This window comes from Paenibacillus sp. NPDC058071, assembly GCF_042885235.1.
Lineage (GTDB): Bacteria > Bacillota > Bacilli > Paenibacillales > Paenibacillaceae > Pristimantibacillus.
This window is the reverse complement of the sequence record NZ_JBHVSK010000003.1, coordinates 324,333-339,861: the sequence shown is the minus strand read 5'-3', so window position 1 is coordinate 339,861 and position 15,529 is coordinate 324,333. Positions and strand designations below refer to the sequence as shown.

General features: G+C 51.3%; 15 protein-coding genes. 11 read left to right on the top strand and 4 right to left on the bottom strand.

All coding sequences use genetic code 11. The features are described from left to right. The first annotated feature begins 167 nt into the window (after positions 1-167). Entirely contained in the window at positions 168-317 is a 150-nt protein-coding gene (gene sda, locus ACFVTB_RS06965; protein ID WP_387746726.1) for a sporulation histidine kinase inhibitor Sda, read from the top strand. Between the two features lie 15 nt (positions 318-332). Here sda and ACFVTB_RS06960 read toward each other — a convergent pair whose 3' ends face one another. After that, the gene (locus ACFVTB_RS06960; RefSeq protein ID WP_387746724.1) at positions 333-575 is read right to left on the bottom strand and encodes a hypothetical protein; all 243 of its coding nucleotides are present in this window, start codon (positions 573-575) and stop codon (positions 333-335) included. Positions 576-685: 110 nt separating this feature from the next. Further along, positions 686-1,693, bottom strand: coding sequence for an NAD(P)/FAD-dependent oxidoreductase (locus tag ACFVTB_RS06955; RefSeq protein WP_387746722.1), 1,008 nt, complete (start codon positions 1,691-1,693; stop codon positions 686-688). Between the two features lie 375 nt (positions 1,694-2,068). Between ACFVTB_RS06955 and ACFVTB_RS06950 the strand changes: the two genes are divergently transcribed. Both ACFVTB_RS06950 and ACFVTB_RS06945 read left to right on the top strand, forming a co-directional pair. Beyond that, the gene (locus ACFVTB_RS06950; RefSeq protein WP_387746720.1) at positions 2,069-3,262 is read left to right on the top strand and encodes an NAD(P)/FAD-dependent oxidoreductase; all 1,194 of its coding nucleotides are present in this window, start codon (positions 2,069-2,071) and stop codon (positions 3,260-3,262) included. After that, positions 3,262-3,528, top strand: a complete 267-nt coding sequence (locus tag ACFVTB_RS06945) for a hypothetical protein (RefSeq protein ID WP_387746718.1) — start codon at positions 3,262-3,264, stop codon at positions 3,526-3,528. Before ACFVTB_RS06950 ends, ACFVTB_RS06945 begins: the two co-directional genes overlap by 1 nt. A gap of 354 nt (positions 3,529-3,882) precedes the next feature. Here the strand turns inward: ACFVTB_RS06945 and hemQ are convergent, their stop codons facing one another. Beyond that, entirely contained in the window at positions 3,883-4,629 is a 747-nt protein-coding gene (gene hemQ / locus ACFVTB_RS06940) for a hydrogen peroxide-dependent heme synthase (protein ID WP_387746716.1), read from the bottom strand. Between the two features lie 210 nt (positions 4,630-4,839). On the opposite strand from hemQ, the gene ACFVTB_RS06935 reads away from it, so the two are divergent. From ACFVTB_RS06935 to ACFVTB_RS06900, 8 genes are all read left to right on the top strand, one after another. Further along, positions 4,840-5,127: a YuiB family protein gene (locus ACFVTB_RS06935; RefSeq protein WP_387746714.1), complete on the top strand. Its 288-nt coding sequence runs from the start codon at positions 4,840-4,842 to the stop codon at positions 5,125-5,127. Between the two features lie 116 nt (positions 5,128-5,243). Beyond that, positions 5,244-6,758 (top strand): replication initiation and membrane attachment family protein, encoded by a 1,515-nt coding sequence (locus ACFVTB_RS06930; RefSeq protein ID WP_387746712.1) that lies wholly within the window; start codon positions 5,244-5,246, stop codon positions 6,756-6,758. 25 nt (positions 6,759-6,783) lie between these two features. After that, a complete protein-coding gene (gene dnaI / locus ACFVTB_RS06925) occupies positions 6,784-7,743 on the top strand; it encodes a primosomal protein DnaI (protein WP_387746710.1) in 960 nt (319 codons plus the stop codon). Positions 7,744-8,134: 391 nt separating this feature from the next. After that, positions 8,135-9,862 (top strand): ABC transporter substrate-binding protein, encoded by a 1,728-nt coding sequence (locus ACFVTB_RS06920; RefSeq protein ID WP_387746708.1) that lies wholly within the window; start codon positions 8,135-8,137, stop codon positions 9,860-9,862. Positions 9,863-9,958: 96 nt separating this feature from the next. After that, entirely contained in the window at positions 9,959-10,930 is a 972-nt protein-coding gene (locus ACFVTB_RS06915) for an ABC transporter permease (RefSeq protein ID WP_387746707.1), read from the top strand. Beyond that, entirely contained in the window at positions 10,927-11,916 is a 990-nt protein-coding gene (locus tag ACFVTB_RS06910) for an ABC transporter permease (RefSeq protein WP_387746705.1), read from the top strand. Before ACFVTB_RS06915 ends, ACFVTB_RS06910 begins: the two co-directional genes overlap by 4 nt. Further along, on the top strand, positions 11,883-12,902 hold the full coding sequence (locus tag ACFVTB_RS06905; protein ID WP_387746703.1) for an ABC transporter ATP-binding protein: 1,020 nt from the start codon (positions 11,883-11,885) through the stop codon (positions 12,900-12,902). Before ACFVTB_RS06910 ends, ACFVTB_RS06905 begins: the two co-directional genes overlap by 34 nt. A gap of 6 nt (positions 12,903-12,908) precedes the next feature. Beyond that, complete coding sequence (locus ACFVTB_RS06900) at positions 12,909-13,922, top strand: ABC transporter ATP-binding protein (RefSeq protein ID WP_387746701.1); 1,014 nt, start codon at positions 12,909-12,911, stop codon at positions 13,920-13,922. 86 nt (positions 13,923-14,008) lie between these two features. Here ACFVTB_RS06900 and ACFVTB_RS06895 read toward each other — a convergent pair whose 3' ends face one another. Continuing rightward, positions 14,009-15,448: a hypothetical protein gene (locus tag ACFVTB_RS06895; RefSeq protein WP_387746699.1), complete on the bottom strand. Its 1,440-nt coding sequence runs from the start codon at positions 15,446-15,448 to the stop codon at positions 14,009-14,011. Positions 15,449-15,529 lie beyond the last annotated feature (81 nt).

Genomic DNA, 15,529 nt, shown 5'->3' with positions numbered 1-15,529 from the left:
ATCCACATTATCCACGCTGATATCCCTCATAATTCGACGTATGTCCACAAATCATGCACAGTATGTCCACAAAAGGTTGTGAATAAGTGAGGCGTTGTTCTATTAAACATTCGATGATACGATGAGGAAGAAATTAGGAAAACATATGGAGAAAGGAAGTGCCCACTATGGAGCTGCTGTCCGATGAATTACTGGAAGACACCTATAATGCGGCCATCCAATTTGACTTGGAAGCGGAGTTCATTCTCATGCTGCAAATCGAAATGAAACGCAGAGAGTTAGGGCTGCGCAAGGAACAAAGCCGCATTACCGCCTAGATATATAAAGCGCAATTAGAACCGTCCTTCGGCAACGATGACATCAACGGTTAAGCTGCAATGCGCGCAGTATGCAACATGCTTGCAATAATAAGTAGTATTGGACGACTGACTATATAAAGTGATCTGTTCGAGAGGCTCATAAGGCGAGTAAGGGCCGGTCCAATCGGCCGAACGCCCCATATCGGACATAGGCTCATGACATACGCTGCAATTTTCTTGAAACGGCTGCAAGCCGTTGCATACGGGACAAAACATAAAGGGTATCCTCCTTGGCAAAGCCGGACGCCGCCGCTGCGGCTCCTGCAATGAATCGACCAAGGTTAGGATACCCTTCTTATTTTCGGATTACGCGCGCAATCGCGGCTTTATAGCTTCATATTGCTGCTGTGGCCAGGCGATAGCTTGGCGCTTGGATCTACATATACTTTTGCATTATTGATGGCTGTTGGAGCTTCGCCGAAGCCAACTGCAATCAGCTTTAATTTGCCTGGATAAGTCGTAATATCGCCAGCGGCAAATATGCCCTGAATGTTCGTCTCCATACGGGTATCGACAGCGATCGAGCCATGCTCAATATGGATGCCCCAGTCCGCTATCGGACCGAGCGAGGAGACGAAGCCGAAATTGACGATAACGGCATCGACATTCAGTTGAACCGCTTCTTTCGTTTTCACGTCGGTTAACGTAACGGACGTTATTTTTCCTTCGCCGCCGTCGTGCAGCGCTGTAATTTCCGTAGGGGTAATGACGGTAACGGTAGACTTCAACAAATTTTCAACGCTATGCTCATGAGCCCGGAACTTGTCGCGCCGGTGAATAAGCGTCACGCTTTCCGCGATCGGCTCTAGCATTAACGACCAGTCGACGGCGGAATCGCCGCCTCCGCTAATCAGCACCTTCTGTCCGCGGAACCTTTCCAGATCGCCGACAAAATAGTGAAGATTGACCCCTTCGAAAGCAGCCGCTTCAGGCAAATCCAGTCTGCGCGGTTCGAAAGCGCCAACGCCGGCGGTAATGATAACTGCTTTTGCATAATACGTCGATTTGCTCGTAACAATTTCGAACAATCTCTCGTCTTTTTTAGTGACGCTCTGCACCTTCTCTTCCAGCCGGATATCCGGTTTAAACAGCTCCAGCTGTTGAATGAGCCGGTCGACGAGTTCTTGGGCAGTCACCTTCGGAAATCCGGCTACGTCATATATATATTTCTCCGGGTAAAGGGCGGCAAGCTGGCCGCCTAACTGAGGCATGCTTTCTATTAATAATACTGAGGCTTGCCGCATGCCGCCGTAGAAAGCGGCGAACAGGCCAGCGGGACCTCCGCCGATAATGGCGATATCGGTAACAGACGCGGTTGGTTCGGAATGAGTCATCAAAGCACCTCCAAGCGATCATAGTCATTTATGCACTTCTTCATTATAAGCTTTTCGGAACGTACAAAGGAATATCGAATTTGTATGCCCCTCTAAAGTTTTTCGTATATTTTGCTCTTGAACTTTTGGTTAAAACTATGTAATATTTCTGATGTATATTCAGATTGCACTGGCAGAAAAAGACGATCGAAACAAGCTTTTTTCTAAATAAATGAGCTGATTGAGATAAGAGATACGAATGCCGGTGTGGTTTTATAAAGAAGAAAGAAGTTGCACAAGCTACCGGGAGCGCCGTTATATGTCCTACATTGCTGATGGGTTTGTGTAATTTTTCACACTGGATAGTAAAAGCATAGGAATGGATGGGATCATACAATGAGCAACATACCCAAAATCGTTATTTTAGGTGCCGGCTACGGCGGCGTTCTGACTGCGCTTCGCCTGCAGAAGGAACTGAATTACAACGAAGCCGACGTCACTTTGGTCAATAAGCACGACTATCATTATATTACAACCCATTTGCATATGCCGGCGGCAGGTACGGACAATCCTGAAAACGCGCGCGTCAGCATCTCCAAGCTGATCGACGAATTTAAAATCGATTTTGTCAAATCGACAGTTGTGCAAATTCGTCCGCAAGATAAAAAAGTCATTCTCGAGGACGGCACGCTTTCCTACGATTATTTGGTTATCGGCCTCGGCGGCGAGCCGGAAACGTTCGGCATCCCGGGTCTCGGCGAATATGCGATGAACATTCGCAGCATCAACTCGGTTCGTTTGATTCGCGAGCATATCGAATATCAATTCGCACGCTATAAACGCGAACCGCATCGGACCGATTATTTGACTTTTATCGTCGGCGGCGCCGGCTTCACGGGCATCGAGTTCGTTGGCGAGCTGTCCGATCGTATTCCGCAGCTGTGCAGACAATTTGACGTCGATCCTTCGCTCGTCAAAATTTACAATATCGAAGCGGCTCCTACCGCACTTCCGGGCTTTGATCCCGAGCTTGTGGAGTACGGCATGAACGTGTTGACGAAGAAAGGCGTGACGTTCCGAATCGGAACGGCGATTAAAGAGTGTACGCCGGAAGGCGTCGTTGTCGGCGAGGGCGAAGAGATCAAGTCGCAAACCGTCATTTGGACCGGCGGCATCCGCGGCAACCGTTTGATTGAGGACGCTGGCTTTGAAACGATGCGCGGACGCGTGAAGGTTGACGATCATTTGCGCGCGCCAAATCATGACAATATTTATATCGTCGGCGATAACTCGCTGATGTTCAATCCGGAAGGCCGTCCTTATCCGCCTACGGCGCAAATCGCGATGCAGCAAGGCGTTGTGTGCGCGCATAATCTGGTAGCTTCGATTCGCAACCAGCCGCTGAAAGGTTTTGTATTCAGCAACAAGGGAACAGTAGCTTCACTCGGTAAAGGCGAAGCGATCGGTGTCGCATTCGGCAAGAAATATAAAGGCCGGACTGCTGCATGGCTGAAAAAGCTGATCGATATTCGCTATTTGTTCATTATCGGCGGCATTCCGCTCGTGCTTCGCAAAGGCAAGTTTCTGTAATGCGCCATTGCAGCGTGCAAGTGAGAGGCTTGCTGACGAGGGAGGAGCTCGACCGCTATAACGCATTGATGGAGGTCGGTTCCTATTTGGAATCGCAAAGTCGCCATGATCTTGCGTATACGGTTCAGAAGGAAGTCGACATTCTCATTTTACCGGCGATTGAAAGGTTGAAGGAGAAAAGCAGACAGCGCGACCGTGATACCGAGCAATATCTGGAATCGAAGAGGCTTGAAGCGCTTCAAATCGATGACGAGGACGACGAGTAACGATTAATTATAAAGAGGCTTCTTAAACAGCCAGCGGTGGTACTGCTGCTTGTTCAAGAAGCCTCTTTCGCATACTGGCCGGATTAGGGTGTAAACTTAAATCTTTGCACAAATTTAAGATATAGAGAAAGAGGAAGAACCCTCTGACCCGTAACGTTTCATCGTGTTGGAACTCAAGCGCTGATTGCGGTTTTGAGCCTTAATACAAATGAATAAAAACCGACCATAAAAATAGGCCAACCAGTAAAAACTGGCTGACCCAATAATACGAAAAAGCCTCTCGAATACCGGCGATTGAATGCCGATATTCGAGAGGCTATCCTGCCGCTGGCAGAATCAAAATCCAATGCAAGCTTACAGCTTCAGCATCGTGGAAAACTTGTCCGGCGTCAACAGGTTGCCGACATAGAAGTCTCCGAAGTCGCCGTAACGGGCGCTTACTTCGTCGAAGCGCATTTCGTATACGAGCTTCTTGAATTGCAGCGAGTCGTCTGCAAACAGCGTAACGCCCCACTCCCAATTGTCGAAACCGACCGAGCCGCTAATGACTTGCTTTACTTTGCCCGCGTACTGGCGGCCGATCATGCCGTGGCTGCGCATCATGTTGCGGCGCTCTTCCATGCTGAGCATATACCAGTTGTCATTGCCCTGGCGGCGTTTGTTCATTGGATAGAAACAAATATGAGCCGCTTTCGGCAGCGTCGGCTTCAGCCGAGCGATGATTTCCGGATTTTGCAGCGGGTCTGCGCCCGGTTGATTGACATAGTTGCTCAGCTCGACGACGCTAACATAAGAGTAGGTCGGAACTGTAAATTCCGCAAACAGCGTTTTATTAAAAGCCGTTTCCAGCGCATTCAAGTCTTCGAGCGTTTCACGCAGGTGCATGAAGACGAAATCGGCCTTCTGTCCGACAATGGAATAAACCGCTGTGCTGCCTTCACGGTTGTTTTCAGTTTCCGCCCATTGGCTCAGTAAGGTATGAAGCTCGTCCAAAGCGCGGCTTCGTTCCGCTTCGCTCGCGTTCCGCCAAGTGGTCCAGTCGATCGTGCGGAAATCATGCAGCGCATACCAGCCTTCCAGCGTTAAAGCTACTTCACTCATCGTTCAATCTCCTCTCGTTCCAAGAGCCCAGTCGCATCGCGGCTTTCGCGCCGCAGCTTCCGGTTCTTGGTTTCGCTTCCCATATTGTAGCGTAAACGCTCAAGCTAGATCAAATGGCGGTCTTGTGACAAAACGGCTTGTCCGATTGACTTCCGCAAATGCTTTCATTAAACTGAGAACGAGAGTCTCATACATAAAGGGGAATTGTGCATGCTTCAGCTAATTGTGGCGACGGTGCTGTTCTTGGTCATGATGTTCGGCATCGGCTTCATTCTCAATATGCTTTTAAAAACGACTTGGTTTCCAATCTATGTTTTTATCATCGTGCTTGTGCCGCTTTATATTTGGCAAACATGGGACGAGAGCAAATCGTTCGTAGGCAACTTTACCGCCTTTACGATTGTCGATCTCATTCCGGTCATCGGAGCGCTGGTCGGCGCTTACGTGAGCGGCTGGGCGATCCGCGCGCTGCGGCGGGGCGGCTATAAAATGTTTTAGCAATGAAAATCCTCCATCGGGGGATTTTTCTATTTTTCGACCCCTCTTGTGGAGTACGGTTTTATGTTAGAATGATAGAAAGCAAAGCAAGTATAGATGGATGGAGTAGATGGCGCGTGCGCATCGGTAATATATTGCAATTTACGGAACATCACCGATATTACATATTTCGTGATTTTTCGCTAAGCAGCTTGGATTATAAAATGTTAACGCTCATTTATCAGCCTCTAATCGGCGCGTTTGCGATAGCGCTGTTCCAGCAGCTCTATCACGGCGTTCCCGAAGGCCAGGCTGGCTACTCGCCGATCGAGCCGCAGCGCAAGCTGTTTCTTGGCCTCGGCCTCGACATGAGCGAGCGCAGCCGTAAATCGCTGGTTGAGCAAGCTTCGAAGCTGGAAGCGGTCGGCTTGCTGCAGACATCCCGTTTGGGCATGCCCGATCAGGCCGATGTCCTCTACGAGTATGAATTGATCGCGCCGCTTTCGCCAAGCGAGTTTTTCCGCAACCAGCATTTGACGATGCTGCTAAGAGATAAAATCGGCAAGTACGCGGTCATTTCCTTGCGCGAATCGTTTGGCGCGGCAGAGCCTGACGAGCTTGCGGATGCGCGTCAAAAGTTGACGAAGGAAAACATATCCGTACCGTTTTACGAGCTGTTCCAGTTGAATGCGCAATCGGTCGACAACGAGCTGGAGCAAGCGCTCTCCGAGGTGGCCCCTGCCAGGCAAGCCGCTTCGCGCGCTCAGTTGGAAACGGCGGGCATGGCCTATGGCGAAATCATCCTGCGTTTTCCGCGAAACTCCGCGAACCGCACTTACGTCGAGAGACTGCGGCACAACGAAGACCGGCTGGCGCAAATCAACTACGTCGCCTATAAGTACCATTTATCGGTCGCCGACGTATGCCGTCTTCTTGATGAGGATGGCGTTTTCCAGCCGGACGGCGAGCTGCTCCTTGACGAGTTGCAGCTGCGGGCCAATCAGCTGTACCGGCAGGATAAGAAGCGGGAAGGCGACCGGCAGCGGGCGATAGCCCGTTCGCAAGCGCAAACCGAGAACGAGGACGAGTTGGAAGAGGTAGGCGTTCCCGAGGAATATTATTTAAGCGTTCCAAGCCAGTTGCTTGGACGGTGCGACGTGCAGCAGTTCAACATGCTGATGCGGAACGAGCCTCATACCCGCTTTTTACAGCGGTTTTTCCCTGGCGCAGTGCCGGACTGGATCGAGAGAACCTTCGAACGGATCGACTTGAACTACCGATTGCCGGCACCGGTCATAAATGTTCTTATTTATTATGTAATTGGGATGAACGACGCGCAGCGCGTAACCAAATCGTTCGTTGAAGCGGTCGTCTCCAATATGCTGATGAAGCAGATCGATACGTTTGAGAAGGCGGTCGATTATGTGCGCGAGCAGACCGCCGTCGAGCAGGAAAAGGAGCGCCGTTCTAAAGCGGGCGTTTCGCCTTCCGCAGGCAGAGGCGGAGCCAGAAGCGGCGGGGCAAGAACGGGCGCGTCGCGGAAGCCGTCTATTCCGATCGTCCCTCAGGAGAGCGGTGACGGGGGAGCTGCGATCTCGCCGGAGCGGCTTGAGGAAATGCGCCGGCTGGCTCGCAAGCTGGACGGCAAGTAATAAATAATAAGGCGGGTGAATAGAGATGGAATCGCTTGGCGAATTGCTGAAGGCTTGGCCGGCGGGACGCAAGATGACGAATCAGGCAGACCAAATGATGGAAGAGCTGATGGCCGATCCGCTTGTCGAGCGGCTGCTGGAGAAGCATCCCGAACTGGACGAGCAGGCGGTCCGGCTCAATCTAAACCGCGTTTATCAATATGTGACGGAGTACCGCAATTGTACGAATTGTCCGGGGCTCGACAAGTGTCCGAATGATTTCGAAGGACACTATACGCTTCTATCGAGCGAGAGCGTTAACGGCAACCCGCAGCTGTACGACCGCAAAGTATCGTGCAAAAAATTTACTGCTCGCCGCAGCGAGGAGCAAATTAAGAGCCGTATTCGCAGCTTTTATGTAGACGAGCGTGCGCTTGAAAATGGCTATTCGGCGGATGAGATTCTGTTTAACGATCCGAACCGGACGGAAGCGGCTTATCAGATTTTAAACTATATCGATCGTACGAAAGAGGAAGGCTTGCAGCAGGAAGGGCTTTATTTGGCGGGCAGCTTCGGCACGGGAAAAACGTTTCTCATGTGCTACCTGCTGCACGAGCTGGCCAAAGCGGGCTATACCGGCGCAATTGTCTATATGCCGGAGTTCGTCGAGGATTTGAAATCGATGATGCACGAGCCGGGCAAGCTGAAGGAAACCGTTGAGATGATGAAAGAGACCGATCTGCTTATCTTCGACGATATCGGAGCGGAAAATTTGAATCCATGGGTACGGGATCATGTACTAGGCTCGATTTTGAATTATAGGATGAACCGCAAACCTACCTTTTACACGTCCAACCACGGTCTGGAAGCGCTGGAACAGCATTTCAGCTTTACAAGCAAAGACGGTGACGAACGGCATAAAGGCCAGCGGCTGATGGATCGGATTAGACCTTACGTGCAGGTCGTCATGGTAAACGGCGATAATAAACGGGGTCGTAAAAGCTAACATACAAACATCATAAAATAAGCGTGTATCGGTTTTTTAAAATAAAAAATCGAAGCACGCTTATTTTTTTTGTAAACAAATATCACTTTCACCATTTACCGCGTTAATATATTGTAGTATACTTTGATGCTAAGAAGGGAGTTGAGAGAATGTGTCATATTTGGGTGGCGGGGGTTGGTACGCCGGGGAGGGTTGATTGCAGCTAGCTCTGGGGACAGACGTTTGTCCTGATGAGCGGCACTGGCAAATGCTTCTAATTGCTGATGATACTATAGTAAATTTATCGAATCAGGAATGCAATAGTCTGCCTAAAATTATCTGAAAATTTAAAAGATTGAATAAAAGAGCGCTTTCAGAACGATTGGCAAATACAAAAAAGGAGGAGATTACGATGAAATACAAGCCTAGAAGCTACATAGTTGTACTGCTTATGGCATTCGTGCTCATTGCAGGATGCTCATCGAACAATTCCAATAGCCCGACTAACGCTCCCAAAGCGACCGACGCCGCTACAAAGGCGCCTACGGACGCTCCGGCAGCAGATCCGAACACCCCGAAAGACGGAGGCACGCTGACCATCAGTACGTTCTCCGATATCGTTAGCGTCAACCCGCTTTTTGTTCAGGACACCGCCTCAGGCGATGCAGAAAACTTCCTTTTCTCGAAATTGTACGATCTCGATCGCGACGGCAACGTCATTGCCGAGCCTTGGTCGCTCGCTTCCGAGCCGCCGGCTATATCCGAAGACGGCAAAACGTATACCGTTAAGCTGAAAAACAGCGCGAAATGGAGCGACGGTACACCGGTTACGGCCGATGACATTATTTTTTCTATTAATGCGACTATAAATCCCGATGTCGGTTCGCCTGGTATCAGCAACTTCGACAAAGTGGATAAATTGGATAAAGTAGATGACCATACGGTCAATATTACACTGAAGCAAGTATACGCGCCTTTCGCCTATTCCTTGACGTTCAGACCGGCTCCGAATCATATCTTGAAGGATGTGAACCCGAAAGAGCTGCAAAAACACGTATTCGGCAAAGATCCGGCGCAGACGGTCACGAACGGCCCATGGAAATGGACGGAATGGAAAGAAGCGCAATATTTGACGTTCGAAGCCTATCCGGAATATTGGAGCGAAGTGAAGCCTCATATTCAGAAGGTCGTTTATAAAATTTACGCCGATCAGAACACAGAGGTTCAAGCACTGATCAAAGGCGACGTCGATACGACGCTGGCCATTCCAATCACCCAGTTGGCGGCAATTGAAGGCAACGACAAAATCAACGTCATTAAAGGAAGAAACGCAACTTATGAATACATTAACTTTAGCTTCAACAAGGATAACTTCCCGAACAAAGTAGTGCCGTTCGAATCGCAAAAAAGCCGCCAAGCGATCGCGTACGCGTTGAATCGCCAAGGCATGGTCGATAACGTGCTGAAGGGCTACGGCTACCTGATGAACTCGCCATTCCTGCCGGGCTCGTGGGCCGATCCGGGCGATAAAGCAATCAACTACGGCTATGATCCGGAGAAAGCGAAGGCGCTGCTCGCCGAAGACGGCTGGGTGGCTGGCAAGGACGGTATTGTTGTGAAGGACGGCGTCCGCTTCTCCTTCGAGCTGCAATACAACTCGGGCAACAGCCGCCGCGAGGCAGTATCGCAAATTATTCAGCAAAACTTGAAAGACGTCGGCATCGAAGTGAAGCCGAAGGCGATGGAGTTCTCGACTTGGATTGACCAGAATCTGACACCTGGCAAATTCCCGGCCGTCCTGCTCGGCTGGTCGATGGATTCGCCGGACCCGAACCAAGAAAGCATCTTCTCGTCGAAATATTTCCCGCCAACTGGTCAAAACTCCGGATGGTACAAAAACGAGAAGCTCGACAAGCTGTGGGTTGACGGCTATTCGGTTGTCGACCAAGCGGAACGGAAAAAAATCTACGACGTCGTCGCTGAAGAAATTTCTGCCGATCTGCCTTACGTCTTCCTGTATCAATACGGCAACCCGCAAGGCATCGGGCCGAAAGTCAAATACGCCGAAGAGGATGCGCCGGAGCCGTCGCACCAGAACGGATACTTCTTCCATATTATCAAATGGTGGATTGCCGAGTAATGTCTAACCGAGAGCAGCTGCTATAAGAGCGCGGGAGAGGGGAATGAACTCCTCTCCTCGCGTCATTTCTAATTACACTCTTGGGAGGATGGAGGCATGACAGAATTTATTATCCGGCGCGTATTGCAATCCGTCTTGGTTCTATTTCTGATTACGATTGTCACGTTCAGCCTGATCCATCTGGCTCCGGGCGGTCCTTTCCAAATTATGCTCGCTCCGGGCCTGTCGCCGGAAGCGTTTCAGACACAAGCGCATAATATGGGGCTGGACAAGTCGGTCCCCGAGCAGTACATCAAGTGGATCGGTAATTTCTTAAAGGGCGATTTAGGCACAACGTTCAAAAACAACAAGCCCGTCGCCGATCTGCTCTGGCCAACGGTGAAAAATACGGTCGTGCTTATGGGCTCGGCCTGGATCTTGACGCTCCTTATCGCGATTCCTTGGGGAATCTACAACAGCACAAGAGAATACAGCCTGTCTGATCAGACGGCTTCCTTTATTTCGTACTTGGGCTTTGCGATGCCGACGTTCTGGTTCGGGATCATCTTGCAGCAAATATTCGCCATCAAGCTGGATTGGCTGCCGCTGTCGGATATGTATACGATGGGCAATGAAGGCCAGATCGGAGATCTGCTCCAGCATTTGGTTTTGCCGGTTTCGGTGCTGACGCTCGGCTTCTTAGCCGCTTATGTGAAATATTCACGCTCCAGCATGATGGAGGTGCTGCACCAGGATTACATTCGAACGGCGCGAGCCAAGGGCGTCCGTGAAGGCAAAGTGATTTACAAGCATGCGCTGCGGAATGCGCTCATTCCGATCATCACCATTATCGCGCTCGATCTGCCGATGCTGGTGGCGGGCGCCGCTTTAACCGAAAGCGTGTTCAACTGGCCGGGCATGGGCCGGATGTTTGTCGAATATGCAGTTGCGCGTGAGTATAACGTGCTGATGGCGATTACGATGATAACGGCAGTTATCGTCATCATTGGCAATTTGATCGCCGATCTGCTGTATGCGGTCGTCGATCCGAGAGTGCAGCTTGGCAAAAAAGGAGGCCGGTCAGCATGAGTGACGCTTTATTGAAATCGCCGTCTTCCACACCTGAGCCGTCGCCGGCGAGACCGGACAAATCGGGCCGAACGGAGAAGCTAAAGCGGCCTCCGGGACCGTGGCGTACCGGCTGGGCCAGCTTTCGGAAAAATCCGTATGCAGTGACGGGGCTAATCGTGCTCATACTGTTTATTCTTATGGCGGCATTTGCTCCTCTTCTGACCAAGTATGATCCGGCAAAAATCGATATGATGTTTACCAATCTGAAAGCGGGTACAGATGGACATTTGCTCGGCACCGACGAACTAGGCCGCGATATATTTGCCAGACTGATCTATAGTGCTCGCATTTCGTTGCTGGTCGGCTTCTCCGTTGCGATTGGCGCGGTGCTGATCGGTACGCTGGTGGGTGCGGTTTCCGGCTATTTCGGCGGTTTTATCGATTCTTGTTTTATGCGTCTCGTCGACGTAATGAATTCGATTCCACTGTTGTTTTTAAACATTCTGATTCTTGCAATCTTCGGCACCAAGTTCAGCTATATGATTATCGTACTCGTGCTGACGAGCTGGATGAGTGTTGCCCGCCTTGTGCGAGGCACCTTCCTGCAGCTGCGGGAAATGCAGTATGTTGAAGCGGCCAGAGCGATCGGCGTATCCAACGCCGGTATCATATTCCGCCATCTGCTGCGCAACTCCAGCTTCCCGATTATCGTTAACGCTACGCTAATGGTTGGATCGGCCATTCTGAGCGAGTCGGCGTTGTCTTATCTCGGACTTGGCATTCAAGCGCCGGATACGAGTTGGGGATTAATGCTCAGCAACGCTCAGCAATTTATGCTCGTCGATCCGCTGCAGGCGATCTATCCGGGCATGTGCATTCTGATCGTCGTGTTGGCCGTTAACTTTATCGGAGACGGGCTGCAGGACGCTTTTAACCCCAGGAAGAAAACGACCGGAAGGAGGCTGGAGCAATGGAGAAAGCGCTTCTCGAAATCCGGGGCTTAACGACTGGCTTCGCTACGGATAAAGGCGTCGTAAAGGCGACCGACCGCGTCAACTTGAAGCTGAAGAAAGGCCAGACGCTCTGCCTTGTCGGCGAGTCGGGCAGCGGCAAAAGCGTGACGGCGCTGTCCGTCATGCGACTGATCGACTATGCCGGCGGCGCGATTTTGGAAGGAGACGTGCTATTTCAGGGCGAAAATCTTGCGGTGAAGAGCCAGGACGAGATGATTCGCATTCGCGGCAATCAAATCGCGATGATTTTCCAGGATCCGATGTCGGCTTTGAATCCGGTCTATACGGTGGGCGATCAGATCGCCGAAAGCATCATGCTGCATCAAGGTAAAAACAAGTCGGAAGCGGTAAAGGCAGCAGTCGATTTGCTTCGGCTGGTCGGGATTCCGGCGCCGGAAATGCGGGCAAAACAATATCCGCATGAATTGTCCGGCGGCATGTGCCAGCGCGTCGTTATCGCTATCGCATTGGCTTGCGATCCCGCCTTACTGATCGCCGACGAACCGACGACGGCGCTTGACGTCACTGTGCAGGCGCAAATTCTTGACCTGCTGCTAAAGCTGCAGCGCGAGCTCGGCATGTCCGTGCTGCTGATTACCCATGACATGGGTGTTGCCGCCGAAGTAGCGGATCGCATTGCCGTAATGTATGCAGGCGTAATTGTGGAGGAAGGAGCGGTGGAAGATATTTTCAACCAGCCGAGCCATCCTTACACGGTGGGGCTGCTGAAGTCGGTGCCGAGCCTTGAGGGCAAGCGTGGCGGCGATTTGTATACGATTAAAGGAAACATCCCGGGCTTGTCGCAGCTGCCAACAGGCTGCCGCTTCCACCCGCGCTGTCCGAACGCAAGGGCCGTATGCGCGGAGCAGGAGCCGCCTTCTTTCGCAGCAGCAGGCGATGGACATCAAGTCAGTTGCTGGATGTACGGGCCGGAAGCCCGGTCGCAGCATTGGCAATTCGAAGCGGAGCAGAGGTGACTGATCGTGAATACGGACTATGTACTGGAACTGAAAAACGTGAAAAAGTATTTTCCGATCAAAACGGGCCTGCTGAACCGCGTTATCGGGCATGTCAAAGCGGTTGACGACATTTCGCTATCGATTCGGCAGGGCGAAACGTTTGGTCTTGTCGGCGAATCGGGCTGCGGGAAGTCGACGCTCGGACGGGTTGTGCTGAACCTTCAGCGGGCAACGTCCGGCGAGGTCGTATTCGAAGGCCGGGACGTTCAAGCTGTGGGAGGGCGGGAGCTTCGCGAGCTCCGCAAGGAGATGCAGATCATCTTCCAAGATCCTTACGGCTCGCTCAATCCGCGTATCCTCGTGAAAGATATTATCGGCGAGCCGCTGCGGCTGCATCAGAAGCTGAAGCCAAAAGAGATCGATCGCCGCGTCGTCGAATTGATGGAGCTTGTCGGTCTCGATGCTACGAGACGCAATCGCTATCCGCATGAATTTTCCGGCGGACAACGCCAGCGGATCGGCATTGCCCGCGCGATTGCGCTCAATCCGAAGTTTATCGTCGCCGACGAAGCGGTATCGGCGCTGGACGTTTCAGTGCAATCCCAGGTGCTCAACTTGCTGATGAAGCTGCAGCGCGAGCTCGGGCTGACGTTTCTGTTTATTGCGCACGGCCTCCATGTTGTGCGCCATATCTCAGACCGCGTCGGCGTTATGTATCTAGGCAAGCTGGCCGAGGTCGGCCCAACCGAGGAACTGTTCGACAAGCCGCTTCATCCCTATACGGCGGCGCTTATCTCCTCGATTCCGCGGCCCGATCCGGGCCGAAAGCGGGAGCGCATCGTGCTGCAAGGCGACGTGCCGTCGCCGGCCAATCCGCCTAGCGGCTGCCGCTTTCACCCGCGCTGTCCGTTCGCACAGGCTCGCTGCTCGGAAGAAGAGCCTTTGCTGCGTGAAGTAGGAGAAGGCAGGCAGGTTGCTTGCCACTTCCCGCTTAATGCGGACAGTCTGCCGAAGGCGGCCGTTCAATTGCAAGCATAAGCTTTTTATAGAAAATAAAAGGCGCGATTGCGTGGAGGAAGCCCCTCCCGGCAATCGCGCCTTTTATTTTTTTAACCTGCGGTATTCTACGCTTTTACATCGAATAAATAATCGGCGCGGCTTGCACAGCCGTTGTCTTTCTCGCTGTTGACGCCGCATGTGTGGAGCCAGTAGCCCTGCACGGGAAGCTGATCGTTTTCGATTGGCTTCACACCGTTTTCATTCACCTCGAATTTGTGACCCTCTTTAATGCCATAGCTGACTTTCGTACCGTCGCTCATCAGCTTCAGCTTTCCGTAGGGGAAGTCGTCATCTCTCAAATGCGCAAATTGCAGCAGGTCGGCTTGCTCAAAAAAATAGCCGGCGTCCATTTGACGGTCGTATTGCACCCATTGATTCGTAGAGGCATGTCGAGTCAACTTCAATTGAAGCTTTTGTACGTCATAGAGAGCCTCGGTATGAAGATAGCGGTCGCCTGACCGTTCAACGAGACGGAAGTTCAGTTGAATCCATTCACCGCTCTCGGCATGCGTCACTTCAAAATCGGCAAGTTTGGCATGCTGTCCGATTTTCGTTTGAGCAATGAGGCTTTTCCATAGCCCGTCGTAGCCGAGTTCTTCTTCGGAAACGTGACGGATGACAGCGCTTTTGAAATCCCCGGTTGCCAATCCTGCAGCGGCAGGCATGAACAACTGCCATAGATAGAGCAGCAGCCCCAGCAGCGCCGCTTTGTTTTTGATCGCAAAATTAGCTTTCGTTTTGCTGAAAAATGGAAAATAAACGGCGAAGCCGAGCGGCAGTTTCACCTCATTGAGCGAAAGCGTGAAGCCGCCGAGCAGCGTATAGCCAATCAGCCTCCATTCCAGCCCTCTCTCATCGGAAGTGCGCCGCCGGTACAGAAGCGGAAGGAGAGCCAGCACAATTAGCAAAGGAATAAAGTACAAATAAGATGAAAGCCCGCTGTCCAAAAGGTGATAGCTATATAAATTGTAGCCCGAGAATCGAACGAGAACGTCTTGTTCGAACTTATGCAATTGGGAGCTTTCAATGGAAATGCCGGTTAAATTGCCTGGACCGTCGCCCATTCCAAACTGACCGCCGAGCAGGTCACGTCCCGCGGAATCTGTAATCGACCACCGATTGAAATCTGAATTGGTCGTAAAAGAACCGTTCGGATTAATATAAAAAGCTGTTAGTAATTGCCCTGATTCACGATCGGGATGAGACACCGCGTTTAACTCGATGTGGAGCTCGTTTGCATTTTTAATGATGGAGTCCAAAATAATTTGCGTCCCGAATTTTTCAGCGATCACAAGTTTCAGGCGGTTTTCCTCGCCATCCTTTTTCGGCAGCCATTCAGGCTTTAGCGTAAATTCAACGGCTACTTGTTCCTTAACGAGTGAAAGAGCGTATCCGTTCTTGTTAATAATGCGATCGTAAACAGCGTCGCTGCGATTATGATACATCCAAGAGCCAGTTAACAGTATAACGGCTAGTACTATAGGAAGAAGGAACTTCCATTTCATTAAATTTCCGCCTTTCGTTCAAGCGTGGGGGACGGCCCCGAATTGAATGCTCATCTCATTTTATACGCTTCCAGTCTTTGG